This is a genomic window from Altererythrobacter ishigakiensis (genome assembly GCF_001663155.1).
Lineage (GTDB): Bacteria > Pseudomonadota > Alphaproteobacteria > Sphingomonadales > Sphingomonadaceae > Erythrobacter > Erythrobacter ishigakiensis.
This window is the reverse complement of the sequence record NZ_CP015963.1, coordinates 2,092,536-2,118,726: the sequence shown is the minus strand read 5'-3', so window position 1 is coordinate 2,118,726 and position 26,191 is coordinate 2,092,536. Positions and strand designations below refer to the sequence as shown.

Annotated in this window: 24 protein-coding genes and 1 tRNA gene; 13 read left to right on the top strand and 12 right to left on the bottom strand. The window is 57.2% G+C overall.

Annotated elements, in window-relative coordinates; genetic code table 11:
* The first annotated feature begins 11 nt into the window (after positions 1-11).
* The 4 genes from A6F69_RS10105 to A6F69_RS10090 all read left to right on the top strand — a co-directional run bounded on the left by A6F69_RS10105 (position 12) and on the right by A6F69_RS10090 (position 4,080).
* Complete coding sequence (locus A6F69_RS10105; RefSeq protein ID WP_067600732.1) at positions 12-872, top strand: alpha/beta fold hydrolase; 861 nt, start codon at positions 12-14, stop codon at positions 870-872.
* An 11-nt stretch (positions 873-883) separates the two neighbouring features.
* Positions 884-1,819 carry a glycosyltransferase family 4 protein gene (locus A6F69_RS10100; protein ID WP_067600729.1) on the top strand — a complete coding sequence of 312 codons (936 nt, stop codon included), beginning with the start codon at positions 884-886 and terminating at the stop codon, positions 1,817-1,819.
* Positions 1,820-1,947: 128 nt separating this feature from the next.
* Positions 1,948-2,715, top strand: coding sequence for a tetratricopeptide repeat protein (locus tag A6F69_RS10095; RefSeq protein ID WP_067600726.1), 768 nt, complete (start codon positions 1,948-1,950; stop codon positions 2,713-2,715).
* Between the two features lie 36 nt (positions 2,716-2,751).
* The gene (locus A6F69_RS10090; RefSeq protein WP_067600723.1) at positions 2,752-4,080 is read left to right on the top strand and encodes an outer membrane protein assembly factor BamB family protein; all 1,329 of its coding nucleotides are present in this window, start codon (positions 2,752-2,754) and stop codon (positions 4,078-4,080) included.
* A gap of 9 nt (positions 4,081-4,089) precedes the next feature.
* Here the strand turns inward: A6F69_RS10090 and A6F69_RS10085 are convergent, their stop codons facing one another.
* The 3 genes from A6F69_RS10085 to A6F69_RS10075 are packed head-to-tail and all read right to left on the bottom strand — an operon-like array spanning position 4,090 to position 6,570.
* Entirely contained in the window at positions 4,090-4,398 is a 309-nt protein-coding gene (locus tag A6F69_RS10085) for a putative quinol monooxygenase (RefSeq protein WP_067600720.1), read from the bottom strand.
* A 12-nt stretch (positions 4,399-4,410) separates the two neighbouring features.
* The gene (locus A6F69_RS10080) at positions 4,411-5,781 is read right to left on the bottom strand and encodes a glutamate--cysteine ligase (protein WP_067600717.1); all 1,371 of its coding nucleotides are present in this window, start codon (positions 5,779-5,781) and stop codon (positions 4,411-4,413) included.
* A 39-nt stretch (positions 5,782-5,820) separates the two neighbouring features.
* Entirely contained in the window at positions 5,821-6,570 is a 750-nt protein-coding gene (locus A6F69_RS10075) for a 16S rRNA (uracil(1498)-N(3))-methyltransferase (protein ID WP_067600714.1), read from the bottom strand.
* A 38-nt stretch (positions 6,571-6,608) separates the two neighbouring features.
* Between A6F69_RS10075 and ubiA the strand changes: the two genes are divergently transcribed.
* Complete coding sequence (gene ubiA / locus A6F69_RS10070) at positions 6,609-7,517, top strand: 4-hydroxybenzoate octaprenyltransferase (RefSeq protein WP_067600711.1); 909 nt, start codon at positions 6,609-6,611, stop codon at positions 7,515-7,517.
* A gap of 6 nt (positions 7,518-7,523) precedes the next feature.
* On the top strand, positions 7,524-8,150 hold the full coding sequence (locus A6F69_RS10065) for an SOS response-associated peptidase (protein ID WP_067600707.1): 627 nt from the start codon (positions 7,524-7,526) through the stop codon (positions 8,148-8,150).
* Between the two features lie 49 nt (positions 8,151-8,199).
* On the opposite strand, the gene A6F69_RS10060 is transcribed toward A6F69_RS10065, so the two are convergent.
* Entirely contained in the window at positions 8,200-8,580 is a 381-nt protein-coding gene (locus tag A6F69_RS10060; RefSeq protein WP_067600705.1) for a VOC family protein, read from the bottom strand.
* A gap of 127 nt (positions 8,581-8,707) precedes the next feature.
* Between A6F69_RS10060 and soxR the strand changes: the two genes are divergently transcribed.
* On the top strand, positions 8,708-9,160 hold the full coding sequence (gene soxR / locus A6F69_RS10055) for a redox-sensitive transcriptional activator SoxR (RefSeq protein WP_067600703.1): 453 nt from the start codon (positions 8,708-8,710) through the stop codon (positions 9,158-9,160).
* Here soxR and A6F69_RS10050 read toward each other — a convergent pair.
* Both A6F69_RS10050 and A6F69_RS10045 read right to left on the bottom strand, forming a co-directional pair.
* Entirely contained in the window at positions 9,157-9,684 is a 528-nt protein-coding gene (locus A6F69_RS10050; protein WP_067600701.1) for a SixA phosphatase family protein, read from the bottom strand. The two genes, soxR and A6F69_RS10050, sit on opposite strands and share 4 nt — an antisense overlap.
* A gap of 1 nt (position 9,685) precedes the next feature.
* Positions 9,686-12,319 carry an ATP-dependent DNA helicase gene (locus A6F69_RS10045; RefSeq protein WP_425388082.1) on the bottom strand — a complete coding sequence of 878 codons (2,634 nt, stop codon included), beginning with the start codon at positions 12,317-12,319 and terminating at the stop codon, positions 9,686-9,688.
* A gap of 257 nt (positions 12,320-12,576) precedes the next feature.
* On the opposite strand from A6F69_RS10045, the gene A6F69_RS10040 reads away from it, so the two are divergent.
* Positions 12,577-14,205, top strand: coding sequence for a lysine--tRNA ligase (locus A6F69_RS10040; RefSeq protein ID WP_067600695.1), 1,629 nt, complete (start codon positions 12,577-12,579; stop codon positions 14,203-14,205).
* 4 nt (positions 14,206-14,209) lie between these two features.
* Here the strand turns inward: A6F69_RS10040 and A6F69_RS10035 are convergent, their stop codons facing one another.
* Entirely contained in the window at positions 14,210-14,878 is a 669-nt protein-coding gene (locus tag A6F69_RS10035) for a prolyl hydroxylase family protein (RefSeq protein WP_067600692.1), read from the bottom strand.
* Positions 14,879-15,010: 132 nt separating this feature from the next.
* On the opposite strand from A6F69_RS10035, the gene A6F69_RS10030 reads away from it, so the two are divergent.
* Positions 15,011-15,568 carry a cytochrome b gene (locus A6F69_RS10030; protein WP_067602904.1) on the top strand — a complete coding sequence of 186 codons (558 nt, stop codon included), beginning with the start codon at positions 15,011-15,013 and terminating at the stop codon, positions 15,566-15,568.
* 99 nt (positions 15,569-15,667) lie between these two features.
* Here A6F69_RS10030 and A6F69_RS10025 read toward each other — a convergent pair whose 3' ends face one another.
* Positions 15,668-16,777: an RcnB family protein gene (locus A6F69_RS10025; RefSeq protein WP_067600690.1), complete on the bottom strand. Its 1,110-nt coding sequence runs from the start codon at positions 16,775-16,777 to the stop codon at positions 15,668-15,670.
* Positions 16,778-16,960: 183 nt separating this feature from the next.
* Between A6F69_RS10025 and A6F69_RS10020 the strand changes: the two genes are divergently transcribed.
* The gene (locus A6F69_RS10020) at positions 16,961-17,542 is read left to right on the top strand and encodes a PNPOx family protein (RefSeq protein WP_067600687.1); all 582 of its coding nucleotides are present in this window, start codon (positions 16,961-16,963) and stop codon (positions 17,540-17,542) included.
* Between the two features lie 35 nt (positions 17,543-17,577).
* Positions 17,578-17,826: a PrgI family protein gene (locus A6F69_RS10015; protein WP_067600684.1), complete on the top strand. Its 249-nt coding sequence runs from the start codon at positions 17,578-17,580 to the stop codon at positions 17,824-17,826.
* A gap of 55 nt (positions 17,827-17,881) precedes the next feature.
* On the opposite strand, the gene A6F69_RS10010 is transcribed toward A6F69_RS10015, so the two are convergent.
* Both A6F69_RS10010 and ettA read right to left on the bottom strand, forming a co-directional pair.
* Positions 17,882-18,319, bottom strand: coding sequence for an FKBP-type peptidyl-prolyl cis-trans isomerase (locus A6F69_RS10010; RefSeq protein ID WP_067600680.1), 438 nt, complete (start codon positions 18,317-18,319; stop codon positions 17,882-17,884).
* Positions 18,320-18,741: 422 nt separating this feature from the next.
* Complete coding sequence (gene ettA, locus A6F69_RS10005; protein WP_067600678.1) at positions 18,742-20,415, bottom strand: energy-dependent translational throttle protein EttA; 1,674 nt, start codon at positions 20,413-20,415, stop codon at positions 18,742-18,744.
* 672 nt (positions 20,416-21,087) lie between these two features.
* Here ettA and A6F69_RS10000 point away from each other — a divergent pair.
* Positions 21,088-23,361, top strand: a complete 2,274-nt coding sequence (locus A6F69_RS10000) for a TonB-dependent receptor (protein WP_067600676.1) — start codon at positions 21,088-21,090, stop codon at positions 23,359-23,361.
* Positions 23,362-23,511: 150 nt separating this feature from the next.
* Positions 23,512-24,717, top strand: a complete 1,206-nt coding sequence (locus A6F69_RS09995; RefSeq protein WP_067600674.1) for a diguanylate cyclase — start codon at positions 23,512-23,514, stop codon at positions 24,715-24,717.
* On the opposite strand, the gene A6F69_RS09990 is transcribed toward A6F69_RS09995, so the two are convergent.
* Entirely contained in the window at positions 24,714-26,048 is a 1,335-nt protein-coding gene (locus A6F69_RS09990; RefSeq protein ID WP_083984762.1) for an MATE family efflux transporter, read from the bottom strand. The genes A6F69_RS09995 and A6F69_RS09990 overlap by 4 nt on opposite strands.
* A 32-nt stretch (positions 26,049-26,080) precedes the next feature.
* Positions 26,081-26,157: transfer RNA gene (locus tag A6F69_RS09985), tRNA-Pro, on the bottom strand.
* Positions 26,158-26,191 lie beyond the last annotated feature (34 nt).

The window sequence follows — 26,191 nt, the reverse complement described above, 5'->3', positions numbered from 1 at the left end:
GCACCTCGTCTATGAGCGGATCCTACACAGAAGAGTACTGGACCAGCCCCGATGGGCTGAAACTTTACTATCGCGACTATGCCGGCCCATCCGATAAGCTGCCGGTCTTATGCTTGCACGGGCTGACCCGCAATTCGCGCGATTTTGCCCCGGTTGCAGAGGAGTTGGCGGGCGACCGGCGGATAATCGTGCCTGAGATGAGGGGGCGTGGGAACAGCGAATACGCAAAGGATACTGCAACCTATACGCCGCCTACTTATATCAAGGATGTAGAGACGCTTCTAAGCGAGTTGGGCATCGAAAGCTTTGTCGTGATCGGTACGTCGATGGGCGGGCTGATGACTATGTTGATGGCAGCGCGAGATGCCAAACGGATCGCTGCAGCGGTACTTAATGATATTGGCCCTGAAATTGACCCAAAAGGGCTGGCACATATTGCCAGCTATGTGGGGCAGGGGCGCAGCTTCGACACATGGATGCACGCGGCGAACTCTTTGCGGGAAACCCACGGCGCGAGTTTCCCGGACTATTCAATCGACGATTGGCTCGAGATGGCAAAGCGCACCATGGTGCTGGGACAGAATGGACGGATTGCGCTTGATTATGACATGGGTATCGCTGAGCCATTCAGATCGGCAAATGACGCGCCGCAGCCCGATTTGTGGCCTGCCTTCAAGGCTTTGAGCGAGACACCTACCTTGCTTGTACGCGGCGAATTGTCCGACTTGTTATCCGAGCAAACGCTGGAGCGAATGACTGCAGAACACGGCACTCTGCGCACGGTAACGGTTCCGAGCATCGGCCATGCCCCGATGCTCGATGAACCTGAATCGATTGCAGCGATCAAGTCGCTGCTTGCTGACGTCGCTTGAGCTGAGCTCAAATGGCAGTCCCATCGCCTCATATTCTCCATTGCATCGCCGATGCCGAGGCTCCGGCCGGCTTTCCGCGATTCTCTGGTCAGCCCGGCCCAGCCAAGCTTATTTCAATTGCACAGGCGATGAAGGGTTACGATCTGGTTGTCAGTCACGGCTGGGAAGCCATCAATGTTGCGCTCGCGCACAAAGTTTTCGGCCAACACCTCGGACTGCCGCCTCTGATCCATCAGGAACACGGATCGGCGGACTTTGAAGCGCAGGAAGCACGTTTGAAGCGCAAGATTATCCGTCGCATTGCCCTTGGCTCCGTCCACACTTTTGTGACGCCGGTTCAATCGATAGGCGATTTCGCTGCAAGCCATTGGGGTGTTCCGCCTGCACGTGTTGCGACTATTGAGCCCGGGATCGATCTCAAACGGTTCCGGCCAAATGCTAAGCCAGACGCGTTACCGGGCCTGATTAAGCGTCCGACTGAGAAATGGATCGGTGCGTTTCTGAGGCCCGGCGATGACGAGGCCGCCGCCGAACTTCTCAATCTGGGTCCTGATCTTCCGCGCGATTGGCATTTGGTTTTGATCGCTGGCGATACTCCCACTGATGTTATTCGTGCGAGAGCAGACGAGCTTGGACTTAGCCACCGGGTTCATATGCTTGGACGAGGAGCTGACGAGGCCAAGGCACTCGCGCTTTGTGATCTTTATGTCGAAATGGCGGGGCGGTATGAGTTCGCGTCCGGCACGGCAAAGGCGATGGCGGCCGCAACCCCGGTGATCAAGGCTTCCGATGGCGGGCTTCTTTCCGGATTGGAAGATTTGATACTGGACGAGAAGAAGCGCGAGCGGGTGGCGAAGGAAAGCCGTGAAACCGCGCTGAAAAATTTCAATCAAACAGAGTCGGCCGAGGGTTTGAGTGAACTATATAAGTCAGCAATGACTCGTTGACCCCTTGCAAATCGCTTCACGTACCGTTCAACCTTTCGGGGACACACATAAACCGGGATTGCGGTTGGCGTTCTACCCCCCTAAAGCCCGCCGCACGACGTTATTAAGTTTGAGGAAAGAGCCAGAACGTGGCGCTGACACCCACTAAAAAGAAAAGCCCTGAAGAAGAGAAGGCTGCTCAGGACGAGGTCCTGATGCGCGAAATTGACGATGCTGTTCGCGAAGACCAGTATCGTGAATTCGGCCAGAAATACGGTACACCACTGATCGTGTTGGTCGTGCTCGGCTTGCTCGCGTTCGGCGGTTATCTGTTCTGGGACGGACAGCGTGAAGCCGCGATGGAAGCCAGCTCAGAGGCGCTGACCGCCGCGCTTGATCAGGCGGAGGCTGGTAATTTCGATAGCGCGAGCGCGTCTGCTGCCGCGTTGGCTGGCGATAGCGAGGGTGGAGCAAAGGCCGCAGCGATGCTGATGCAGGCAGGTATTGCGATGGATCAGGATCGCGTGGCTGATGCGGTTGAGCTTTATGCGCAAGTTGCAGCTGATGAGGGGACACCACCGGTTTTACGCGATCTGGCTTTGATACGCGAAATGTCGGCCAGCTTCGACACCCGCGACCCTTCAGAGGTAATCGAGAGGCTGGGGCCGTTGGCGGTACCCGGCAACCCATGGTTTGGCAGCGCCGGAGAATTGGTTGCGATGGCGTATGCAGAGCAGGGTAACAGCGAGCAAGCGGGCACGCTGTTTGGAGAGATTGCTCGCAACGAAGATGTACCAGAAACGCTTCGCGCGCGGGCGCGTCAGATGGCCGGCCTGATGGGGGTCGACGCGATTGAGGATGCTGACGAATTCATGGCGCAGCAAGAAGCGGGCGCAAACACCGCACCACAACAGTAGATTAGTCCGAATTTTCGACCGGGATCGAACCAGCTTATGACACGCAAATTTTCACGTTCAGTCTTCGCAGTAGCACTGGCCGGCACAGTGCTGACAGGTTGCGCCGGGGGCGGTGACAAACGGACAACGCCGACGGTTGGCGAGCGTATTCCGGTGCTGACGCGTATCGAGAGCGGCGCAAAGGTCGATCCCAGCCTGGCGGGCGTGGATGTTGTCTTGCCTGCCGCTCAAACCAATGCCGATTGGTCGCAGGTTAGCGGCACTGCGAGCAAGGCATACGGACATCTGAGCCTCGCCGAGAATCCCACGCGCGTCTGGACCGCGACAATTGCCGGATCAAGTAATCGGGCAAGGCTGGCGGCCGCGCCGGTTGTGAGCGGCGGCAAGCTGGTGGCAGTCGATACGGAAGGCGTTGTGCATGCGCTGGATGCAGCAACAGGCGCTTCGCTTTGGCGCCATCGCATGGACATCCCCGGTAATCTTTCGGGCTCAGCATTCGGCGGCGGTGCCAGTATTAGTGGCAATCGTGTATTTGCGACCAACGGCGTGGGCGAGGTGCTGGCTCTGGATGCAGAAACGGGCGCAGAAGTGTGGAAGGTTCAGCCCGCCGGGCCGCTGCGCGGTTCTCCTACGATTGCTTTCGGCCAAGTTTTTGTGATGACGCAGGATAACCAGATATTCGCGCTCAATGCAGAGAATGGCGAACTGATTTGGCAAGAATCGGGCTCAGCCACGCAAGCTGGCGTCTTCGGCGTCGCGGCACCGGCCGCAGGTCAGGGATCTGTTATTGCAGGCTATTCTTCAGGTGAACTGAGCGCGTATCGCTATGAAAACGGACGCGTTCTTTGGGCAGACGCGCTGGCGCGCACGTCAATATCGACCGAGGTTGGCGCGATCAGCGATATTGATGCTGATCCGATTATCTCTGACGGCCGGGTTTATGCGTTGGGGCAGGGTGGCCGCATGGCGGCTTACGAATTGCTCACTGGTCAGCGCATCTGGGAACTCAGCCTGGCTGGAATATCGACACCGGCGATTGCTGGTGAATGGATCTTTACGCTTACCGATGATGCCCGGCTGCTCGCCATTGCTCGTTCGACAGGACGTGTTCGCTGGATGACACAGCTTCAGCAGTTCCGCAAAGAGAAGAACCGCACAGGCCCCATCTTCTGGACAGGCCCAGTTCTGGCAGGTGGCAACCTATGGGTCGCAAGCTCGGAAGGGCAGCTTTACAAAGTAAGCACCGGTGAAGGCTCAGCTCAGCAATATCTCGATCTGAAGCAACCTGTCACCGTGCCTCCGATTGTTGCGGACGGCACGCTGTACATTTTGGATGATAGCGGGCGTATTTCAGCTTTCCGCTAGGCTCTGCGCTTACAGCGGGTTACCCTCGTCGGTATGATAGATGCGCAAATCCCGGCCAACGGGCGGATTTGCCGCCATAACCTTTTGAAATTCGGCCATGTGCGCGCTCTTGCCATGCGCTGCTAGTACTTCCTGATCGCGCCAGCGTTCATAGATGATGATCGTATCGGGATCCGACAGGTCCTGAGCGAAAGTGTAGGTCAGGCAGCCATCCTCTGCGCGGCTGGCGGCGACCATTGTTTTGATCGCTTCGACAGTGTCGGGATTGTCTGCGATTGTGCCGGGGGCCAATGTGATAGTACCGTTGATCTGGATCATCAGATCTCTCCCTTAGAAGCTGTATTTGTAGACCCGGCTAACATCACCGTTCCACTCGCCGTGATACATATCGAGTAGCCGTTGCGCGGGAACCTTGCCGCTTTCGACAATCTCGTCGAGTGTCTCAAGAAACCCGGTTTCGTTGTCGCCGCTTGAATTGAGCCGGGCGCGAGCATTGAGCCCTTGGCGCGCAATTGCCAGCACTTCACGGGCCAGGTCTTGTAAGCGCCCGCCTCCAGGAATTTCGGCATCTAGCGCAACCCGCGGTACGTCATTACGCAGCGTTTCGCGCTCCTCCATCGTCCAGTTCTTGACCAGATCCCACGCTGCATCCAGCGCACTATCGTCATACAAGAGCCCGACCCAGAAGGCGGGCAGGGCGCATATACGGCTCCACGGTCCACCATCGGCGCCGCGCATCTCAAGGAAGCTCTTCAAGCGCACTTCAGGAAAAGCGGTTGAAAGATGATCCCACCAATCGCTTTCGGTAGGCCTTTCGCCCGGAAGTATGGAGAGTTTCCCCTCAAGGAAATCGCGGAAGCTCAAGCCCGCAGCGTCGACGTATTTCCCGTCGCGAAAAACGAAGTACATGGGCACATCGAGCATGTAGTCGACCCATCGTTCATAGCCGAAGCCGTCTTCGAACACGAACGGCAGCATGCCTGTGCGATGCGGATCGGTGTCTGACCAGATGTGCGAGCGATAGCTGAGATAGCCGTTGGGCTTGCCTTCGGTGAACGGTGAGTTGGCGAACAACGCGGTTGCAAGTGGCTGAAGCGCCAGCCCAGTGCGGAACTTCTTCGCCATGTCAGCCTCAGACGAATAGTCGAGGTTCACCTGTATCGTGCAGGTGCGCAGCATCATATCAAGGCCCAGATTACCGACCTTTGGCATGTGCCGCATCATTATCTCATAGCGCCCTTTCGGCATGATGGGCAGCTCTTCGCGGGTCTTGTCCGGCCACATGCCGAGACCGAGAAAACCCACACCACATTTCTCGCCGATTTCCTTCACCTGCGCCAGATGACGCCCGGTTTCCGCGCAAGTCTGGTGCAGGTTTTCAAGCGGAGCGCCGGAGAGTTCAAGCTGGCCCGCCGGTTCCAGACTCACCGTGCCATCGCTGCCACGCATTGCGATGACCTTGCCGTTTTCTTCCACCGGCTCCCAGCCGAACTGCTGTAAATTCAGCAGGATGTCGCGAATACCACAGGGTTCATCATAGGAGACCGCAGTGAATTTCTTGCGGCAATAGACGAGCTTTTCGTGCTCGGTCCCGATCCGCCACTTTTCGCGCGGCTTTTCACCAGCCTGCATCGGCGCAACCAGCTGGTCGCGAGATTCGATGATCGGGTCTTCTGCCCCTGATGCTTCGCGCGTGCTCATGCCAGTTGCGATAGGCAACTGACGGCTTTGTGAAAAGCGCTAATTGTTCCAGTCACCCTTGATCCCCATCCAAAGCGCAGTTGCGGCAATAGCCGCCGTCTCGCCTCTTAATATTCGGGGTCCGAGCGAAATAGGTTTCACGTGCCGATGTGACCGAAGCAATTCTCGCTCCGAGTCATCGAATCCGCCTTCGGGCCCGATCAGCATTGCAGCGGGTCCGCTGTTGGTGGCAAACGCATCACCCGCAGGCTCTCCTCCCATTTCATCTGCGAAGTAGAGAATGCGATCATTTGGCCAACCGCGAAGTAGTGCGTCGAGCTTTGCCGGCTCCCGCAGTTCGGGCAAGGCGGTTCGCGCGCATTGTTCGGCAGCTTCGGTTGTGATGGTGTTTGCGCGCTCCAGATTGAGCTTGTCCGCTACACACCGTCGCATAAGTATCGGATGGATTTCTGCGACACCCAGCTCGGTGGCTTTCTCCAGCACAAGATCGAATCGGTCCTTCTTGAGAAGAGCTGGGCAAAGCCAGAAGTCCGGTACTTCTTCTCTAGCGCGAAGTTTCTCGACCACAGTCAAATCGACGCGTCGTTTGTCGACCTTTCCAACGCGCGTTGCCCATTCGCCCGTGACATTGTCGCATAGGATCACTGCATCCCCATCGCGGACGCGCATTACCTTGCTGAGATAATGGGCTTGTTGGCCTTCGATCGCGAATATGCGCCCGGCGGTGAGTTCATCGTTCACGAACAATCGCGGTGCGCTTCGTGGCGGCCAGGCGGGTTTAGCGGGCATGGCTTCCCACTAAGCGTGGCTGGCGCTAGTGAGCAAGCATGAACGATCAGATCGTCCCCGATAGCGAGCATCGCGGCCTCGTCGCGCGGCTGCCGCGATTGCCGCGTGATCTCGCGCAACTGGCGCGATTTGACCGGCCGATTGGCTGGTGGCTGCTGTTTTGGCCCTGTGTGTTTGGCGTATGGCTGGCGGGTGCTGGCTGGCAGTTGAGTTTGCTCGGCTGGCTGTTGCTGGGTGCAATCGTGATGCGCGGTGCGGGCTGTGTCTACAATGACATCGTGGATGCCAATCTTGATGCCAGCGTGGCACGCACAGCATCGCGCCCCGTGGCAAGCGGCCGTGTCAGCAAGCAATTGGCATGGGGCTGGCTGGTAGCGCTTTGCCTGATCGGGCTGGTGGTGCTGCTGCAATTGCGTCTCGAAGCACAGACCGTTGCACTTGCAAGTCTGGCTTTGGTTGCTGCATATCCCTTCATGAAGCGCATCACTTGGTGGCCTCAGGCGTGGCTCGGTCTGGTATTCAACTGGGGCTTGCTGGTCGGTTGGACGCAGCTGCGCCTGGATAACTGGGATGCTCTGGCGAGCCTATATGCGGGCTGCATCTGCTGGGTGATTGGCTACGACACGATCTACGCATTGCAGGACCGGGAAGATGACGCCTTGGTCGGTATCAAATCCTCTGCGCTACGGATGGGTGAGGCAGTGAAGGGCGGCGTGACAGCATTCTATCTCGGCGCACTGGCTCTGTGGGCGCTTGGTTTTTGGCTCTATCGGGCAGACTGGATCGCGCTGTTGGCGCTGATACCGGTGGCGGGTCATTTGTTGTGGCAAGTGGCGACACTAGACCCTGCAGACCCCGACAATCCGCTTGCGCGCTTCCGCTCGAACCGTTGGGCCGGTGCATTGATGGCGCTCGCGTGCTTCGTCGTCGGAAATGCAGGGGCCTGACGCGATATGTGCAACCTCTACCGCATGACCAAGACCCAAGACGAAGTCGCACAGTGGTTTGATGCGATCGATGCGCTTGGAGGTGCGAATTTCAGCGGGGAAGTGTTTCCCGGCTATCCGGGCATGGTCGTGGCCGAAGGGCAGCTCAAACGCATGAACTGGGGCTTCCCCTTGGTGATGAAGGGGAAGCAGGGCCAGCCCTTGAAGCCGAAGCCGGTCAACAACACACGCACGGACAAGCTCGACAGTTTCTTTTGGCGGCACAGTTTCGAAGAGCGTCGCTGCTTGATCCCCGTCACCGCTTGGGCCGAAGCTGAGGGACCAAAGGGCAGCAAAACACGGACCTGGCTTTCGTTGCCCGATAGCGAGATGTTCGCGTGCGCCGGCATTTGGCGGACCTCGGACGAGTGGGGCGATTGTTATTCGATGGTGATGACCGATGCTGCGGGTGCGGCAAGTGAAGTCCACACCCGCATGCCGGTCATTTTGCCGCGCGAAAACTATGGTGTCTGGACAGCAGGGTCTTCCGACGAGGCGCGCAATTTATGTCGTCCGTGGAATAGTGCGATCAACCTCGACCGCACTGACCAGCCTTGGGCAGGCGGAGTGGCATCGCAGCGTTCCTTGCTCTGACTGTCGCTTGGAGGAGCGAAAATCGGTTCGCGCAGGATCGGCTCGTTCATCATGCCTCCTCCGCATAGCTAACCACTTCGAACTCGATCCCGTCCCAATCGAAGAAATAGAAACGTTTGCCCGGTTCGTAGTCGTCGTGACCGAAGGGCTTAAGGCCAGCGCCCGCGACGATCGCTTCTGCACCATCCAGATCATCGACCAATAGGCCCACATGATTGAGCGGCTGACCCTTTGAGTAACCGCCCCTTGCGTCGTCATTTGTGTAGAGCGCGAGGTAGGTCGTCTCGTCGCCAACGTGGATTGTGTCTCCACCCATTTGAGATTTGCCGCGCCAGCGTTCGTGCCAACCCAGCAAACTCTTGAACAGGTCAGCGCTGCGATCCGGGTTGGTCACCGTTAAATTCGCGTGTTCGATTTGGCCCTTGGGCATGTCAATTTCCTTTCGATTTTCGGCATCGGGCTAGTCCGTATTGGACCAAGCCGAATCATCTCACTTGCCCATCGTGCAATCTCAACCTAAGTTGAGGTCAAGGATTAGTTCAGTTGAGGGTGGACTCATGCAATCGCGCCTGAAATCCAGTGACTTGCTCCCCATCGGGGATCTTGCGCGGAGGACCGGTTTGTCCGTTTCCGCGATCCGTTTCTACGAGGAAAAAGGGCTGGTGGAGCCGATCCGCACCGCAGGAAACCAACGGCGCTTTCTACGCAGCGATATCCGGCGATTAAGCTTCATCCTGATTGCGCAACAATTGGGGCTCGCGTTGTCAGAGATAGAGGCCGAGCTTGCTAAACTGCCTCATGGCCGCACGCCGACGGCGAGCGACTGGAACGCGATCAGCCAGTCAATCCGCGGTCAATTGGACGCGAAGATCACCCAGCTTGAGCGGACACGCGACAGATTGAATGGATGTATCGGCTGCGGCTGCTTAAGCCTGTCGCGCTGCCAGCTATTCAACAAAGACGATCATCTCAGCAAACAGGGGCCGGGCCCGCGTCAAGTACTTGGCTAGGCTTCAGGGCCCAATTCAGCATCGAGATCGCGCGGGCGGGCAAAATGCACCAGCTTGCCGCATCGTGGCTTTAGCTCAGACCAGTCCTCGATATCGAGCTCAAGCACAGCATAGGACGCCGTCGGAAACTTGCGCGCAGCCTCGAAGAACAGCTTGTTCTCGTGCTCCTCTGAAACCAGTTCCAGCAGTACCTCCTGCATCCCCGGGTTGTGTCCAGACACCAGGACAGTGTCGCTGGTGCCCGCCAGATCAGCAACAGTTTCCAGAATGGTATCAGAGCTGGCGAGATAGATTCGTTTGTCATATTGCACGTCTGCATCGGGCATCGCGGCTTCCATCGTCAGCCTATTACGCTCGGCCGGGCTAGCGATCACCGTGCCCCATTTGATGCCGTGCTTGCGGATATGATCGCCCATCAGCTTCGCACCGCGCCGGCCACGATCGTTCAGGCCGCGATCGAAATCACGCTTGGCCATATCGTCCCAGTCGGACTTGGCGTGTCTGAACAGACCGAGGATCTTCACGTCAGGCAGGTTCCTCTCCAACAGGGACGTCAGCGGCGTTATCGATACTCGAAACACCAGCGGCGACGCGTTGTAAAGCCTCTTCCAGCGTCAATCTGATGACAGGAGTGCCCGTGGGGAAGGCATTGAGCAATCGGCTGGGGAAAGCCGGGGAGAGCACGACGAAATGCCCTGCGTCATCCTTGCTGCGGATCAGACGGCCGAATGCCTGCGCCAACCGCGCACGGATAATCTTGTCATCATAGGCGCTGCCCCCGCCTGCCAGCCTCCGCGCTTTGTGTAGGATATCCGGGCGCGGCCAAGGCACTTGCTCCATCACCACGCACCGCAGCGAATGACCAGGTACGTCTACTCCGTCACGCAAGGCATCTGTTCCCAGCAGCGACGCCCGCGGATCATCGCGGAAAATGTCGACCAGCGTGCCTGTATCGATTGGATCAACATGCTGCGCGTATAATGGCAGACCAGCGCGCGCGAGCCGGTCTGCAATCCGTCCGTGCACTGCGCGCATTCGGCGGATCGCCGTGAAGAGACCTAGCAATCCGCCATCCGATGCTTCGATCAGGCGCGCGTATGCACCTGCGAGCGCTGGCAGATCGCCCTTTTTGATGTCGGTGACGATCAAAACCTCGGCGCGGCTGGCATAATCGAACGGGCTTTCGGCTGACGTCAGCTTCGGTTCGAGCTCCAAATGCGGTGCACCAGATCGTTCGAGAGCGCTTTGCCAATCCGGACCTTCTTCGGTTTGGTTGGTCAGTGTCGCGCTGGTCAGCATTGTGCCGTGCGAAGGCTCAAGCACGACCTTGGCGAATGGTTTCATCGGGTCCAGCCAATGCCGATGAACGCCAATGTCAAACTCGCGCGCATCGCTGCGGTCCACGGCCAGCCAGTCAACGAATTCGGGGTCAGCAGGACCGCCCATTCGTTCAAGCAGCGCTTCCCAAGCGGCCAACGTGTCGATCCGCCAGCTGAGTGAGTAGCGTGCGCCATCGATGCGTGCACGGCCTTGCGCATCGAGCCAGTCGGGTGCGTCCTCCAACACAGCTTCGAGCCGTGTAGCGAGCTTGATCAAGGGCGCACGGATAGCGGCCAACGCCTCTTCTGCTTCGCCTGCGGCTTGAATCAGCTCACCCGGTAGCGAGGCCGCTTCGGTTTCGATTCCGTAGCCTGCTTCCTGACCACCACTTTCATCGCGTGCGTAAGTGGTCGCTCTGACAGAGGCGAGCAGCGCCTCCACTGGGCCCGACGGGTCGTTCTCATTCAGCCGTTGCAGCCATCCTTCTGCAGGCAATGCTTCCGCCGCGTTGACCGCTGCTTCAATCGCGTTGCCGCCTGCTTCATCATAGCTTGCGACGTCTGCCAGCCGGGCCGCCAATCCTCGCCGCCGTCCGCGGTTTTTGCGCTCCGGCCCGATGATCCAGCGGCGCAGCTCGATCGCTTCCTGTCCGGTCAGGGCAGCAGCAAAGGTCGAGTCCGCCGCGTCGAAAACATGATGTCCCTCATCGAAGACGATGCGCGTCGGGCGCTGTGCGTGATCACGGCCACGCGCTGCGTTGACCATCACCAAGGCATGATTGGCGATTACGAGATCAGCCTGTGCAGAGCTACGCGCGGCATGTTCGATGAAGCATTTCCGGTAATGCGGGCATCCTGCATAGACGCATTCGCCGCGCTGATCGGTCAACGCGGCAATCCCGCGTTTGCGGAAAAGCGTGCCGAGCCAGCCGGGCAGATCGCCGCCGATCATATCCCCGTCCTGAGAATAGGCCGCCCAGCGGGCCACCAACTGAGCCAGGATTGCAGCACGTCCGGCAAACCCGCCTTGCAAGGCATCTTCCAGGTTGAGCAGGCAAAGGTAGTTCTCACGCCCCTTGCGCACCACAACCGGGCGCGACCCGTCGCTGCGCTCTGCGGGCCATGCGCGGCGGCTTTCCTGACGCAACTGGCGCTGCAGGTTCTTGGTATAAGTCGACACCCAGACCGTGCCGCCGGACGCTTCCGACCACAGCGAAGCAGGCGCCAGATAGCCCAGTGTCTTGCCGATCCCGGTACCTGCTTGTGCCAGCAACAAGTGCGGATTGTCACGCTTGTCGCGCGGCGCAAAGACTTGCGCGGCGTCGCGCGAATACATCTGTTGGCCTTCGCGTTTTTCTGCGCCTTCGCCTGTCAGCTCGCCGAGCCGTTTAAGCACGGCCTCTGGTGGTAGCTCAATTTGTTTAGGAGCAGGGCGCTCGGGCGCTTCCTCCCACTCTGGTAGCCGAGAGAACAGCCACTTCTCTGCGCGTTCAGGCCGCGCGATATGAGGGGCCAAAACTTGTGCCCATGGCCATCTCAGTTTGACCAGGCTTTGAAGGGCGCTCCACGCACCTTCGCGTTCGGACCAGTTCTCGCTCTGGCAAACTGCGATCAAGGCACCCGCCGCCTCTTGCAAGAACGCCGGTACATCCGAATCTGATTCCGGCTCATCCAGTTCCAGCGCTTCAGCCAGCCCGCGCGGAGTAGGCACACAAAACCGGGCAGGGTGCACAAAGGCGTAGAGCTCGAGCAGATCGAGCCCGGAAAGATCAGGATAGCCCAGCCGGTTCGCGACCAGCGGCGCATTGAGAATCAGCAGCGGCGTATCCGCCGCGGCCATGATCGCATCGCCTTTGGACACAGCCTCCGTATGTGCGTTCGCGCGAACCAGCCACGTGCCCGAATGGCTGGCATGCAAAGCGGAAAGGGCCAAAGGAGAAAAGGGAAGCGCTGCGCTCACCTCATGGTCGTTAGAACACAGAGCGAACACAGCGCAAGCCGATTGGAAGCGAGAATGGTGGAGTTTGCCAAGTCGTGTCTTCGCACTCTCAACATCTTGCTTGCAACACGGCGGCCGATGGGCAAGAGGCTTGTCCCATGAGCATGAACGATCTTATGGAAGCTGCACGGGTGAACAAGGCATGGCCTTTTCAAGAGGCGCAGCGCTTGCTCAAACGCTATCCAGATGGCGCAAAGCCGGACGGCTCACCGATCCTGTTCGAAACCGGTTATGGTCCATCAGGTCTGCCGCATATCGGTACCTTCCAGGAGGTATTGCGGACCACGCTGGTTCGGCGCGCATTCGAAGCGATGATCGGCGCGAAGCCCGAAGACGGCAAGACGCGCCTTGTGGCGTTCAGCGATGATATGGACGGCCTGCGCAAAGTGCCGGACAACATTCCGAATGCGCATGTGCTGGAAGAGAATCTGCACAAGCCGCTTTCCCGTATTCCCGATCCATTCGAGAAAGGGCACGAAAGCTTCGCACATCATAACAACACCAAACTGCGCGAATTTCTTGACCGGTTCGGCTTCGACTATGAATTTGTTGCCGCGAACGACATGTACAATTCCGGTCGCTTCGATGCTGCGCTGCGCCAGGTGCTGCGCAAAAACCAAGACATTCTCGACATCATGCTACCGACTTTGCGCGAAGAGCGGCGCCAGACCTATTCGCCTGTCCTGCCGATCTCTCCTAACACGGGCAAGGTGCTGCAGGTGCCGGTCGAGGTCTTAGACGCGGAAGCAGGGATGATCCGCTTCACTGACGAAGATGGCAGTGTTGTTGAGCAGTCTGCACTTGGCGGCATGTCCAAGCTGCAATGGAAAGTCGACTGGGCGATGCGTTGGTACGCCCTTGATGTCGATTATGAGATGTACGGCAAGGACCTGACCGATAGCGGTGTGCAATCGGGGAAGATTGTGAAAGTGCTGGGCGGCCGTAAGCCCGAAGGTCTGATTTACGAGATGTTCCTTGATGAAAAGGGTGAGAAGATCTCGAAGTCCAAGGGCAATGGCCTGACGATCGAGGAATGGCTGACGTATGGCAGCGAAGAAAGCCTTGGCTTTTACATCTTCAACAACCCCAAGAGCGCGAAGCAGCTGCATGTGGGCGTGATTCCGCGCGCAGTAGATGACTACTGGCAGTTCCGTGAACGCATTCCGACACAGGACCTCGACAAACAGTTGGGCAATCCGGTTTGGCATTTGCTGCGCGCGAACGGCGGCTATGAAGCGGAAGAAGCGCCCGGCGCGGGGGAGACATTGCCCGTTAGCTACGGCTTGCTGTTGAACCTGGCCAGCGTTCTGGGCGCAGAGGCCACACCAGAGGCGCTGACCGACTATCTGCGCACTTATCTTGGCGATGTCGAGATACGCCCAGAGCTGGCGGTGCTCATCGATAACGCGATCAACTACACCCGTGACTACATTGTGCCGACGCTAAATAAGCGCGCACCCGTTGGCGGCGAAGTGGACGCGCTCAAAGCGCTTGACGCGGGGCTCGCCAATGCATCGGAAGAAACGCCTGCCGAAGATTTGCAGACCATGGTCTATGAAATCGGCAAACAGGAAGATTTCGGCTTCGAAAACCTGCGTGATTGGTTCCGGGCGCTTTACGAAACGCTCTTGGGTTCGGAGCAAGGCCCGCGAATGGGGAGCTTTATCGCGCTCTATGGAGTTGCGAATTCTCGCAAGCTGATCGCAGAGGCACTCGCGAAAGCCTGAACGATCACGTCCATTTCCGAGTACGATACCACTTGGTGATAACGTATTTGCTCCCTTTCACCACGGGCGTACCTGCATGCATGGTGTCCACATTGGGTGTGCCATCGGGTTTTGCGTTGTTCCACACTAGCAGCACACCAGGTTTCGGCTCAATCTTGACGCCTACTTCAGTGAAATGCGTGTCGCCGCCTTCTTCGACCTGGTTCAAGAAAGCCATTGCCGTCCAGCACCGCTGCCCGCCGCGCTTGCGCTCTAGCTCCCAATACTTCTCCGTCGTGTAAAACCAATCATTGTGGGGTTTGAATTCCTGACCCGGCAGATAGCGCTGGCCTTGGATGGCTTCGCCGCAGACGGGATTCATGCCAAGCAGGTCATCAATCCGCCGCGAAATGCCCATGACGAAGGGGTCATAAGGATCCAGATCGCCTGAGTAGGAAGTCCGAAAACCGCTTGAATAGTCCTCTTCATGCAAAGTGCTTGGCTTCGCAGTCAGGTCAATCATCAGGCACAGTCGTTCGCATTCGGCGCCGCTCAGAAAGTCGCCAAACGCAAAGATCTCTGCCTTATCCGTTTCGATCTTGTAAGCCCGCGGATCATTCTCGATCCGCCAGCGTACCTGATTACCGACGCGCTTGAGTGCGTCTTTGTCCGGGATGACGTCCGCTTTTGCCATGAACCGGTGTTAGCAAAGCATACTGGCGAGGCAAGCGGACACATCTGGTTGGGCCCTGTGAATTGTGCGGTTTGGTTGAAGATGCGCGATCTGGTATCGGTGATTGATCAAGAGCTTGGGGAGAGCGACGATATGGCTGACGGGACTCGCACAAAGTATTCTGGCATTGCGATGGCATTGCACTGGTTTATAGCTGCTGGCGTTATCGCCAATTGGCTGATCCGCAGAACCGCAAAGGCCACCGAAAGCGAAGAAGCGGCAAGGGCGATCATGTCCAATCACTTTTCCATTGGCGTCACGCTGTGGTTTCTTGCGGTGGCATTACTCATCGTCCACTTCACCGGGGGTAAAGCACCTCTCGCAAGCCATTTGGCCACTTGGGAGCGTTGGCTGGCGCGGATCGTCCATACGCTGTTTTTCATCCTTTTGCTGGTAATGCCATTCGGCGCATGGTCTGCCATGTCGCAATATGGCGCGCCCATCAGCGTGTTTGGACTGTTCTCGGTCCCGCCGCTGCCAATGGAAGTAAACCCGGAAGCGGCGAAGGCGGCATTCGAGCAGCACGGACAGGCAGGTGCGTTCCTGCTCATGCTGCTGGTCGTTCACGTACTTGGAACGCTTAAGCATACGCTGCTCGACAGGGACGGTAATCTTTTTCGTATGCTGCCTTTCGGCAACCCAAAGGGCTGAGCACAAAAACTCGCTGCGAATAAAGAACCCCCGCCAATCAATCGAACTGGCGGGGGTTCTGTTTGCTCCGGATATAATCACGGAGCGAGGGGAGGCTGTTTACCAGAAGAAGTCGTAGATCACATCGACAACTTCGCCAGTGTAGATATCGACCAGCAGGACATCGTCGTAGTAACGTACCCACCGATAAGGTCCATAAACGTCCGGCAGGCGATAGTTCCACGGGTCATTGATCCAGTAACGCGCACCGAAGAACAGGTGATCTAGATAGAACCCGATGCTGATCCGGCTGTAATGATGATGGCGGTACGGCGCGTAGTAGGCACCCAAGCGGAAGATATTCCGGTGCGAATGGCGATAATGGCGCCAGTTGTACCGGTGGTGATTTCGCCACCGCTTACGATCCCACCGGCGATAATCTTTGCCGTAGTGACCGCGCCCATAATATCGCCGGTCCCGATAGGTGTAGCGACGGCCATCACGATAGCCGTCGCGATACGCGCCGCGCCGGCCGTCACGGTATCCATCTCTGCGACCGTCACGATAGGCATTGCGGCGAATGTTGCGATCCTCGTAGCGGTCGCGATTGCGCTCTATACGGCGACCATCTCTGCGACCGTCACGATAGGCCTCTTGGCGATTGACGCGTCGCTCGTCACGGTAGCTGCGATTGCGATCACGGTTTGCGTAGCTGCCATTACGCTCACGCACTAAACGTTGCTCACGCCGTTCCCCGCGGTTGTATTCTCCGTTTTGACGCATGTTGCTACGTTCCGCGCGACGTTCCTGGCGGCGATCTTCGCGACCAGCTTGACGGATATCTTGACGGGTTTGGCGCATAGGTGAGCTTTCAACGCGGCGCTCCTGTCTGCGTTCTACGCGCCGCTCTTGGCGAGGCTCCGAGCGAGGAGATTCAACTCTCCTCTCGCGGATCGAACGCTGCGTCTGACGCAAGTCGCGCTGATCAATCATACGTGTCCGTTCCGGACGTGCCTGGCGCTGTTCAGCGCGGCGTTCACCGCGCCTTTCGCTCCGCTGACTTCGCCTCTCCTGCCGCGCTTGGCGGCGATCACCACGGTCGCGCGCTTGCTGCATCTCAGCAGCGGAAACGCTCGAAGAGGCTGCGGCGGTTTCGGGCACTGCAACGAAGGAGAGACTGGCCGCGATAGCTGCGAGAGCGCTTCCTTTAAACAGATCAGTGATGGTCATTTCGGGCTCCTAATAATGCCGCTCCACCACCTGCGGCCCCTGTTCCGTTTCGACTCGATACAGGGGCTTCGCTGACCGCAAACTTAACCGCTTAGTAAGGCCTACGTTCATGTTGACGCCCATTTTACTGAATAACACTTGTTTGCATTGACTCGGAAAATTGGGCGGGTGACAGCGCCGATCATGTTTGACACCTTCGAAGACATACATCGAGATATCTCCGCCCGGTTGGCGCGGGCAGCAAGTGACCGCAAGTCGCCCATGCACACACCGGTGATTGCCACCGCTGATGCCGACGCGCGAGTTATGGTGCTGCGCCATTTCGTCGCTGACACGTGGAGGCTTCGGCTGCACACCGATGCACGTTCGCCAAAATGTGATGTGATCGGAGACGGGGCTCCTGTCGGCGCGCTGTTCTATGACAAGGCGGCCAAGGTTCAAATCCGTGTGCGTGGAACCGGTCGGATCGAGACTGATACGCCGCTGGTAGAGCAGGCATGGGCAGAAAGCACCAACTTCGCCAAGCGTTGCTATTTAGGTGATGGGCCGGGCGCGCATTCGAACTTGCCAACGTCTGGCCTGCCTGATTGGGCGGAGGGCATCCAACCGACGGACGAGCAGATCATGCCCGCGCGCGAGAACTTTGCCGTCCTGCTAATTGATCTGCATGAGCTTGACTGGTTCTATCTTGCCAATTCGGGCCACATACGCGCACAGTTTTCGCGAGACGGTGGCGAATGGGAAGGCCGCTGGGTTGCACCCTGATTGGTTGTCTGCCTGATGAGTGAAGGAGATCGACGATGAGAGTTAGTGAGCGGACCAGACGTACACTTGAGTTCTTGGTCATCGGGATTCTCATGGGTGTCAGCGAGGACTTGCTGGCCGTGTGGCTATCCACTGGTGAACCGATTACATGGTCGGTGCTGTGGATCGTGATTGCGGTGGCGATACCCTTTGCCTTCATCAGCGAATTCGTGGTCGACCACCCCGATTTCTGGAAGAATACCATCGGATTGAGGCTTAAGAAGGACGGTTCTCGGCCAAGCTGACGGGCGGGTGATTTTTGACTTTCGCGACAAACCGTGGCCACCCGCCCGGCGTTGGTTATGCGGCCCGCTTGATTTCGCGAAGCGTGAGGTTGAATGTAATGTCTTCACCCGCTAGCGGGTGATTGCCATCTACCTTGATCGTGTCTTCGCCAACATCGACGATATATAGCGTCAGCGGCTGGCCATCGGGCGATTGCGCTTGTAGCGCCATACCCGGTTCAGGAGCCGGCTCCGGCGGCAGATTGCCGCGCGGGATGTTCATAATCATTTCATCGCGGCGTGGACCAAATGCCTGGTCGCACGGGATCGCGACGGTTTGCTCGTCTCCAACTGCCATCTCTGTCAGCGCTTCTTCGATCTGTGGGAAGATCTGGCCGCTGCCCAGCTGAATCTCCTGCGGGCCGACCTGTGCGGTGTTGCCGACTTCCTGGCCGTCGGTCCGTTTGAGGACGTAGTCTATGGTTACGGTGTCACCGGTGTTGGGAGTGGTCATGATTATCCTTTTAGGATTGGTGTTTGCGACGCACGGTTTGCGAAGTGGCGCCGACTGGTACACGCGCCCGCGTGTCGAGCGCCTTGCTGTAACATGTGGTGGTTGGGGGCGGGCGAGTCAAATGACGTCTCTTCAGACCCTGCAATGAAAGTCCATTCGTCTCCCGGCCCCGTGCTACAATATGTCTTGGCCTCGACATAGGCAGCGAGTTGGTCCCGGAACTCAGCCGGGGAGAGGACATCGCTTTCATTCTGGGCCAGAGTAGACACACTAAATAAAAGCGCTGCGACTGCGACAAAAAGCGAACCATATTATAGGCTTATTTGCTACAGCCTTTAATAACAAGTTGCCATAGGTGACGGGATTTTGAGATTAGATTTGCGAGTGGCGGGAGGGCGATTGTCAAACCCGCCCTCTCACGATCACCGTGTCAGCTTCTTATACGCCAACCGTGTCGGTCGGTCCGCTGCATCGCCAAGGCGGCGACGCTTGTCTTCCTCATAAGCTTCAAAGTTGCCTTCGAACCATTCGACGTGGCTATTGCCTTCGAATGCAAGGATATGCGTTGCCAGACGGTCAAGGAAGAAGCGGTCGTGCGAGATCACCACGGCGCAGCCGGCGAAGTTCTCGATAGCTTCTTCAAGCGCGCCCAGCGTTTCGACGTCCAGATCGTTGGTCGGCTCGTCCAGCAGCAGCACATTGCCGCCTTGCTTCAGCATCTTCGCCATATGCACGCGGTTGCGTTCACCACCTGAAAGCTTGCCAACGTTCTTCTGCTGGTCAGCGCCCTTGAAGTTGAACGCACCCACATAGGCACGCGTCGACATGTCGTGGCCATTGACCTTCATGTAATCGAGCCCGTCGGAGATTTCCTCCCACACGTTGTTCTTGGGGTCCAGATCGTCGCGGCTCTGGTCGACATAGCCAAGGCGCACAGTGTCGCCGATTTCGATTGTTCCGCTATCGGGTGTTTCCTGACCCGTGATCATACGGAATAGCGTGGACTTACCCGCGCCGTTTGGGCCGATCACACCGACAATGCCGCCTGGAGGCAGCATAAAGCTGAGGTTCTCAAACAATAGCTTGTCGCCATAGGCCTTGGATATGTTCTTAGCTTCGATAACCTTGCCGCCCAAGCGCTCTGGCACCTGGATTACGATTTGCGCCTTGCCCGGCTTACGGTCATTCTGCGCGTCCTGAAGCTGTTCGAACTTGCGGATACGAGCTTTCGATTTGGTCTGACGAGCCGAAGGCGACTGCCGGATCCATTCAAGCTCGCGGCTGAGTGCCTTCTGGCGGCCGCTCTCCTCACGGCTCTCCTGCTCCAGACGTTTTGCCTTCTTCTCGAGGTAAGTCGAGTAATTGCCTTCGTATGGATAGTAGGTTCCGCGATCGAGCTCGAGGATCCATCCGACAACGTTATCAAGGAAGTAGCGGTCGTGAGTGATCATCAACACGGCACCTGCATATTCCTTCAAGTGGTTTTCAAGCCATTCGACCGATTCTGCGTCCAGGTGGTTGGTCGGCTCATCCAGCAGCAGAATCGACGGCTTCTGGATCAAAAGGCGTGTGAGGGCGACGCGGCGCTTCTCGCCACCTGAGAGATTGTCGACTGGGCTGTCTGATGGTGGGCAGCGCAAAGCCTCCATCGCGATTTCAAGCTGATTGTCGAGCGTCCAGCCGTCGACAGCGTCGATCTCGGTTTGCAGTTCTGCCATCTGTTCGCCCAGCGCTTCGAAGTCCGCGTCAGGCTCAGCCATTTGCGCGGCGATCGCATTATACTCGTCAACCTTGTCGGCGATATGCCGTGCACCATCCTTGACGTTTTCAAGCACAGTCTTCGAGGTGTCGAGCTCTGGCTCCTGCGGCAGATAGCCAACCGTGATGTTTTCACCTGGCCAAGCCTCGCCGCTAATATCGGTGTCGATACCGGCCATGATCTTCATTAGCGTGGACTTGCCCGCGCCGTTAGGGCCCACAATGCCGATCTTCGCGCCTTGATAGAACTGTAGATTGATATTGCTCAGCACCGGTTTTTGGGCACCGGGGAAAGTCTTGGTCATGTTTTTCATGACATAGGCGTATTGCGCGGCCATCGGGCGGATCCTTGAATCGATTTTCTGAAGTGAGAGACTTGCCGTGCCAGATAGGGGTTGGTGCGGAAGAGGGCAAGCCGCCAGCTGCGAGCAAGCAAGTAGGCGCGCATCGCGGAGTATTAATGAGCCCTTGTTAACAGCGAGTAACTGTCAAGGGAGAGGCTCGCGATGCAAGCGCAATTGCTGGGAATGGTCACGCCTGCGATCGCAGTCATCTTTAGCGAAGTATTCGCTCTGTTGTGGTGGCGTGATCAAAGCAGTCCTATGTTGGCGCCTTCCTGTTCAGCTATTTGGCTTTGACTGCAGGATTGCTTATCTCGTTCTTCGCGCCGTCTCCCGGCGGGACCAACGCAGTGTTGAAGGTCCATGCCTTTTTTACGTTTAGCGTCACTTCACTGATTTTTGGGGGCTGCGCGTAGTCTGACCTAAAGGGCAGTTCCTGAGATCAATTCTGCGGAGTGTACTGCGGCAAACGGCGATTAGGATGTCGTGGCGGATTCGCAACGCTGGAGTGGTGGAATTCACTGGGTTTAAAGCTCGAAATTGATTTTTGCTTCAATCCTCGCAAGGGAGTTGCCGGTTTCTTAATATTACGGGTCAATTAACCCGGTTCGCGTTCTTCGTCTTTCAATCTCTCGAGCGCGCGATCCGGCAAACAAGGGTATTTAGACCATGCGCTTCTCCCGCTTTCTTTCAACTGCAGCTTCTGCTGCGATTGCCACAACCATGCTGACTGCCACACCTGTCGCTGCACAGGATTCCGATGTTACTGCCGAAGATGAAGCAGGCGTCGGTACAATCATCGTGACTGCTAACCGTCGCGAAGAGAACCTGCAGGAGGTGCCCGTTTCGGTCGGCACCTTAGGCGGTGAAGCTCTGCAGGTAGCTAGCGGTGCCGGTGCAGATATTCGCGCGCTATCTGGCCGGGTTCCCAGCCTCAACATCGAAAGCTCATTCGGTCGTACGTTCCCGCGCTTCTACATTCGCGGACTTGGTAATACGGACTTCGACCTGAACGCGTCCCAGCCGGTCAGCCTGGTTTATGATGACGTTGTGCTTGAGAATCCGGTTCTGAAAGGTTTCCCGGTGTTTGACCTTGATCGCGTAGAGGTACTGCGCGGTCCGCAAGGCACTCTGTTTGGCCGCAACACCCCAGCCGGCATCGTAAAGTTCGATACCGTTAAGCCTGGCCGCGGTGAGAATTATGTCCGCGCTAGCTATGCTCGCTTCAACACGATCAATCTCGAAGGCGCAGTCGGTGGTGATCTGAGCGATGTCGCCTCCGTTCGTCTCTCTGGTCTCTATCAGGGCCGTAGCGACTATGTAGACAATCTCGACACAGCGCAGAAGGATGATCTGGAAGGTTTTGACGAGATCGCACTGCGCGCGCAAATTCAGCTTGAGCCGACCGATGATTTCAGTCTGCGCCTGATCGGACAGTATCGCGATCTAGACGGAACTGCACGTGTGTTCCGCGCCAATGCCTTTGCCACCGGCAGTAATGATCTGATCGGTCTTGACGGGCCGGGAAGCAAGTTTGAACGCGATGAAACCCGCGCTGACGGGATCAATTTTCAGGACCTGAAGAGCTATAACCTTGGTGCGGTGTGGGAGTATGATCTGGGCGCGGCCACAATTACCTCTGTGACCAGCTATTGGAATGCAGAACTTGAAAGCCGTGGCGATATTGACGGCGGGTTCGGCAACGCATTCGCGCCGGAAATGGGCCCGGGCTTTATTCCGTTTTCTGCTCAATCGCAGGATAACGTACCAAGTCTGGACCAGTATACTCAGGAAATTCGCATCGCGTCGAACGATGGTGGTCCGCTTGGATATCAGGCCGGGTTCTTCTACTTCAACGAGCAGCTCAACATTGAGAGCTTTGACTTCGGTACCCCGACCGATCTGACACCGGCTGCGGTTGCGCGCCAGCGTCAGGAAAGTGAAGCATGGGCGCTGTTCGCATCACTGTTCTATCAGTTCGACAACGGTCTGCGTATTCAGGGCGGCATCCGTTACAACGACGACAAGCGCGATTTTGCGGCTGATCGTCCTGTTGACACTCGCCCGGGTTTCCTCGGGTTTGGTGGCCCGGTTCCGACTCAGCGCACTTCTGTTGATGATGAAGTGATTACCTGGGATCTTGCAGCAACGGTTCCTGCAAGCGATGACGTGAACGTCTATGCCCGCGTCGCGCGTGGTTATCGCGCGCCATCTGTGCAGGGACGCTTGGCTTTTGGACGCGAGCTTTCTGTCGCCGATAGTGAAACGACCATGAGCTATGAAGCCGGCGTCAAGACCATCCTGGCTGATGGCATGGTGCGATTGAACCTCGGCGGCTTCTATTACACTACCGAAGATCTTCAGCTAACCGCTGTAGGCGGCACAAACAACTTCACCACGCTGCTCAATGCTGATGAAGTTGAAGGTTATGGCTTTGAGGCAGAGCTTCAGGCGCGCCCGATGGAAGGCATCGAATTCGCCGGCGGCCTGTCGTACAATGACACGCAGATAAATGACCCGAACGCGTTTGTAGCCGGCTGTGGTGCGCCATGCACTGTGCTGGATCTTGAGCGCACAGCAGGCAGCAACATCTACTCGATCGATGGAAACACGCTACCGCAGGCGCCAAAGTGGGCCGCCAATTGGTCGCTTGGCTTGACCGAAGAGATCCCCGGAACGAACGGAGAGATCTATCTCTTCACTGACTGGACTTACCGTTCGAAGGTTCAGTTCTTCCTGTATGAGTCTGTCGAATTCAGCGATGACTCAATGCTCGAGGGCGGTCTGCGCATCGGGTATCGCACGGATCGCTATGACTTCGCCTTCTTTGGCCGCAACATCACCAACGATGTCTCTGCGGTGTCAGGGATCGATTTCAACAACCTCACCGCTATGGTCAACGAACCGCGCATCTGGGGCGCAGAAGTGGGTATCACCTTCTAAGTTTGCTCTAGCCAAGTCTTTCGAAGGGGCCGCGAGTGAGAACTCTCGGCCCCTTCATTGTTTTGGTCTCCTGCATCTTGTTCGCCTTGAACACGGCTCATTAACCTTGTCGCTCTAGACGGGTTCTGTAGCAATTTGAGGCGTTTAAAAATGCAGGCTGTTCTGGTGGAGTTGATCACGCCTTCCATGGCGCTGTTCTTTTCTGCCTGTTTCTTTTTGCTTTGGTGGAAAAGCGGGCTGGGGCGATATGTTCTGGCCTTCGCGGGTGCCTATCTCTTTTCGGCCACCGGATTCCTGATCGCGATCAGCCTTGCGCCGGATTCCAGCATCACTTTCCAGGCGAGTCAGATCGCCTACTCGATTGCGGCAGTTTGTATGATTTGGGGTGCTTGCGACCGGGTGAAGCAGCCACCTTTCCTGAAAGTCTTGGCGATAATCTATCTTATAGCAGCAGCTATGTTGATCGCGGAAGTTTTGTTGACACGCGACGCTGGCCCAAGATTGGTCATCTCGAACACGGGTTATGGGATCATGCTCCTCGTAGGAGTAATATCCTTGCTGTCATCACCGCGGCGAAACTTGGCAGATAACCTCGTCATTGCGATTCTGGCGATCAATGCCGCTGATTTCCTCGTTCGTCCGACTGTCACAATCCTGATCGAAGGGCAGATCGACGTCGCCGTCTATCACGACTCAGTGTATTTCTCGCTGATCAATCTGGTGCTGAGTATTAAGGCTGTGGCGACCGCTACCGTACTGTTTGGCGCTTGTCTCTCTGATTACCTGACCAGATTGAAGGAAAGTGCGCTTCATGATGACCTTACGGGTCTGAAAAGTCGTGCTGCCTTCGAAGACGAGGCGCGTGCCATGATGAAGCGCGGACAGGATGGAGCCAACTCCGTCGCAATGGTGATTGCTGATATTGATCACTTCAAGCAGGTCAACGATATCTGGGGCCATCAGGCTGGCGATACGGCGATCATCAATTTCGGTGATCTGCTGGAGGGCACAATCCGTGGATGCGATGTCTCTGCCCGGATTGGTGGAGAAGAATTCTGTCTGGTGGTGTGGAATTGTGGCCTGGACGATGCGGCGGGGCTGGCGGAGAGGATCAGACTTGCCTTTGCACAGATGGAGCATCGCGGCGTTGGCCCTGACATCCGTCTCACAGCCAGCTTTGGCGTGGCGGAAATGCATAAGGGTGAAAGCTATGAGTCCTTATTCGCCAGAGCTGATGCTGCTTTGTATCAAGCCAAGGAAGAGGGCCGCAATCAGGTGATTTCGGATCTGAGGGGCGAAAGAGAAAGATCCGTTTCAGCCAGGCTTGCAACGGTAATAGAGCGGCACGTAGCCTAGCTGCGAAAGCTTTGCTGAGTTAGGCTCGGGAGCATCATTGCCTGAAGGCCAGCTCTTGTCGCCAGAAACAGAATGAAGCTGCCCCAAAGGCCTGCATTTCCTAGTGGCCACGAAAGCCAGAGCGACAGTGCAAAGACAGCGCTTGCACCTATCATCGAGATTAACATCGCTCTTGTCCAACTCGCGCCGACGAACACTCCGTCAAAGACAAAGCTCGCGAGACCCGCAAATGGCATCAGCACAAGCCAAAGCGCTTGTGATTGCGCCACACTGGCAACATCAGGTGTAGCGGCAAAGCTTTCCAAGATTGGATCTGCAAGAAATGCAAATCCGCACGAGAGCAACGCAGCAATTGCAAATCCGCGCCACAGAATGGCGGTTGTGTATGCAGCAAAGCCCCCAAGGTCCTTTGCGCCTGCCCGCTCCCCATTGAGAACCTGTGCCGCGTTTTCAAACCCGTCCAGCAGCAGGGCAGTGAAAATGAAGAGTTGGTAGATGATCCCATTGGCGGCCAATACTTCTGGACCGCGTTCGGCAGAAAGACGTGTGATCGCGGCTAACGCCACGGTCAGTACCAGCGTGCGCAGAAACAAGTCGCGATTGGTATTGAGGAACGGACGCAGCTTCATCCAGTCAATGGTGGCCGCATCAAAGATCGCGCCAATCAAATTGCGCCCAGAAGGCCGGAACAGGATGAGCGCCGAAAGGATCGCCAACTTCACATATTCCGCGATGAAGCTGGACCAGCCGATACCGGCAATGCCCCAATCCAACTGCAGCGCCAGAAACAAACCGAGCACAACGTTCAAGACGTTGTAGATGACTTCTACGATCAGGACCGCGGTCATCTGGCGGCGGCCAACGAGAAAACCAATCAGGGCTAGATTCAGCATTACGCCAGGCGCCGTCCAGTAGCGGATTTCTGCGTAAATGCTGGCAGCGTCTAACACATCTCCGCTCGCGCCAAGGGCGCCCAGAAAAAGCGGCATCAGCAAAGGTTTGAGCAAGATCAGTAGCGCGGCGATAGTCGTGCCAACAATCAATCCCCGCGCCAGCAAGCGCACTTGCTCCACCTCGCCGTCTCTTGCGCCGGCCTGTGCGACCAGACCTGTGGTTCCGGTCTTCAGAAAATTCATGACTGTAAAAAGTACTGCGAATAATCGTGCGCCAACGTCAACGGCGCCTTGTGTTGCCGCGTCTTCCAAACGGCCAACGATCCACATGTCGCCGATACCGATCAGGGCAGTGGCAACATTGGTCAGCATTGCGGGAATCGCAATGGCCCATATCGCCCGCGTATCAAGAGGCATATGTGCCGGGAACTTTGTCACGCTTGGGCTTCTCCCTCACGCTTGGCGAAAACTGGTCGGGGAGACTGGATTCGAACCAGCGACCCCTTGTACCCAAAACAAGTGCGCTACCAGGCTGCGCCACTCCCCGACCGATTTCGCGCATTGCGGTGCGGACTTTGTCC

Coding starts and splice junctions, on each gene's coding strand:
- A6F69_RS10030 (WP_067602904.1), top strand. CDS start 15,011: ATGGCTGACGGGACTCGCACAAAGTATTCTGGCATTGCGATGGCATTG.
- A6F69_RS10035 (WP_067600692.1), bottom strand. CDS start 14,878: ATGGCAAAAGCGGACGTCATCCCGGACAAAGACGCACTCAAGCGCGTC.
- A6F69_RS10060 (WP_067600705.1), bottom strand. CDS start 8,580: ATGCCCAAGGGCCAAATCGAACACGCGAATTTAACGGTGACCAACCCG.
- A6F69_RS10020 (WP_067600687.1), top strand. CDS start 16,961: ATGTTTGACACCTTCGAAGACATACATCGAGATATCTCCGCCCGGTTG.
- A6F69_RS10105 (WP_067600732.1), top strand. CDS start 12: ATGAGCGGATCCTACACAGAAGAGTACTGGACCAGCCCCGATGGGCTG.
- A6F69_RS10015 (WP_067600684.1), top strand. CDS start 17,578: ATGAGAGTTAGTGAGCGGACCAGACGTACACTTGAGTTCTTGGTCATC.
- A6F69_RS10075 (WP_067600714.1), bottom strand. CDS start 6,570: ATGCCCGCTAAACCCGCCTGGCCGCCACGAAGCGCACCGCGATTGTTC.
- A6F69_RS10080 (WP_067600717.1), bottom strand. CDS start 5,781: ATGAGCACGCGCGAAGCATCAGGGGCAGAAGACCCGATCATCGAATCT.
- A6F69_RS10090 (WP_067600723.1), top strand. CDS start 2,752: ATGACACGCAAATTTTCACGTTCAGTCTTCGCAGTAGCACTGGCCGGC.
- A6F69_RS10045 (WP_425388082.1), bottom strand. CDS start 12,319: ATGGCCGCGGCGGATACGCCGCTGCTGATTCTCAATGCGCCGCTGGTC.
- A6F69_RS10025 (WP_067600690.1), bottom strand. CDS start 16,777: ATGACCATCACTGATCTGTTTAAAGGAAGCGCTCTCGCAGCTATCGCG.
- A6F69_RS10085 (WP_067600720.1), bottom strand. CDS start 4,398: ATGATCCAGATCAACGGTACTATCACATTGGCCCCCGGCACAATCGCA.
- A6F69_RS10065 (WP_067600707.1), top strand. CDS start 7,524: ATGTGCAACCTCTACCGCATGACCAAGACCCAAGACGAAGTCGCACAG.
- A6F69_RS10000 (WP_067600676.1), top strand. CDS start 21,088: ATGCGCTTCTCCCGCTTTCTTTCAACTGCAGCTTCTGCTGCGATTGCC.
- soxR (WP_067600703.1), top strand. CDS start 8,708: ATGCAATCGCGCCTGAAATCCAGTGACTTGCTCCCCATCGGGGATCTT.
- ettA (WP_067600678.1), bottom strand. CDS start 20,415: ATGGCCGCGCAATACGCCTATGTCATGAAAAACATGACCAAGACTTTC.
- A6F69_RS10040 (WP_067600695.1), top strand. CDS start 12,577: ATGAGCATGAACGATCTTATGGAAGCTGCACGGGTGAACAAGGCATGG.
- ubiA (WP_067600711.1), top strand. CDS start 6,609: ATGAACGATCAGATCGTCCCCGATAGCGAGCATCGCGGCCTCGTCGCG.
- A6F69_RS10010 (WP_067600680.1), bottom strand. CDS start 18,319: ATGACCACTCCCAACACCGGTGACACCGTAACCATAGACTACGTCCTC.
- A6F69_RS09995 (WP_067600674.1), top strand. CDS start 23,512: ATGCAGGCTGTTCTGGTGGAGTTGATCACGCCTTCCATGGCGCTGTTC.
- A6F69_RS10100 (WP_067600729.1), top strand. CDS start 884: ATGGCAGTCCCATCGCCTCATATTCTCCATTGCATCGCCGATGCCGAG.